Genomic DNA, 1527 nt, shown 5'->3' with positions numbered 1-1527 from the left:
TTTGACATGTCCTTGCTTGCCACAGCGAAAGCACTCTCTGTCATCGAATCTTCTTTCTTCCTCCTGTTTGGCAATGGCATTGACAGCAACACTGGCAACACTTTTGTTTTTGGAAACAATTTTTTCTGTTTCAAGGAAAGCTTTATATTCTGTTGCAACGACATAGAGTTGGCGTGGGTGATCTTTATTGCTGCACTCCTCAAACTTTTCACGCAAGCGTTTGTCATTGGTTTTTAGGCGGAGTGCCATGGCCAAATGCTGATCACCATTCATCTTGTCAATTTCACCTTCCTCCATGAGGGCTTTCGTACGGAGATAGAAGGGAATCCATTCCTCACCAACTTCCTGGTCAACATTGAAGAATGCCACCCTCCTGGCGTCTAGCGGCCAGGACTGGCCGTGTTCTTTGACGATGACCAACATCATTTCCTTGTAGGACTCGGGCGGCACCCCGTACACATTGTCGGTGATATTGTCACGGACCCTCTTGGCAAGATCGTCTGACAGACATGCGTAAATGAATGGGAGAGATGTTGGGAAGTCAATTTTATCGAATTTGCTGGCAACATAATAAGCTTTCATTTTCACTTCCCATCCAGCCCTAGCAACGGGATTGGTGTCAACCTCAAGTTTGTCTGGTTTGAGGGAATCTTGGCTTCTCCACTGAGGTTCCCGATGCCCGTCACCGTACACGTCCGGAGGGCGTGGGGGAGGTGCCAGGTCCCTGGATGGCAACTCGATATCTTTTGCGACCATCATAGCTCTGACCTGTCTCACAGTTTGCCTAGCAGCTCTGTGTGCTGCCTGGGCTTCAACAAACCGTTTCTCCCACCTTGCTTTGTTCTTGCTTCGGTTTATGTCTGCTGCCTCGGCCGCCTTCAGGGCCTTGGAGTAGTCATCAAACTGCCTGGCCTCCTTGGACACCAGGTTGAAGAACTCCTCAATATCATCCATGTCAGGGGCATCAGGGTCCATCACATCTCTGTTAGCCACCATCACTTGTTCACATATTCTGAGAAGCCAGGACTCATTATCTCCGAATCTCTTTCTCGCTTCACCGGCTTCACCGGCTTCATCAGTGTCGGACATGTTGGTTTTTCACTGTATACTGTAATTGCCGGTACGAACGCAGACGAACTTTTGACGTTTTTGCGGAACTGTATCCGCCGAAAAATGCTGTGAGGAACAATGGCTCCGGCTCTGAATCTTTGTAGAATTAGATTTTCATTTCACATTTTGGCTGAAATAACTGTTAATCTGTCACTGAACTTGGCCAAACTTTCACAAAGTATTCACTGATAACTGAACACTGGACTGTAACGTAACGGAACGGAACGGAACTGTTTTACATCACATCCTGGACATTCCAGCAAGAGCGTTAGTTCTTGTAAACTAGTGACTGCGCCATCTTGGATCGAGTACTTTAATGAAGACGACCGATCACCAGTTTGGTCAGTTCATACATAGTACTCCCAGTCACCCTCCAGACTGGTGAGGCAAAGCTACCCTTCTCTCACAGTGCAGTAC

At 47.7% G+C, this 1527-nt stretch carries 1 protein-coding gene; it reads right to left on the bottom strand.

Annotation, left to right across the window (positions count from 1 at the left end; genetic code table 11):
- Nucleotides 1-1089: hypothetical protein (locus ACN0IC_RS15370; RefSeq protein ID WP_416879629.1), on the bottom strand; the 1089-nt coding region annotated here is incomplete at its 3' end.
- Nucleotides 1090-1527 lie beyond the last annotated feature (438 nt).

It is taken from the genome of Litorimonas sp., assembly GCA_029936425.1.
In the GTDB taxonomy this organism is placed as follows: Bacteria; Pseudomonadota; Alphaproteobacteria; order Caulobacterales; family Maricaulaceae; genus Litorimonas.
Note: the sequence above shows the minus strand (reverse complement) of the source record. Positions and strands in the feature narration are given on the sequence as shown.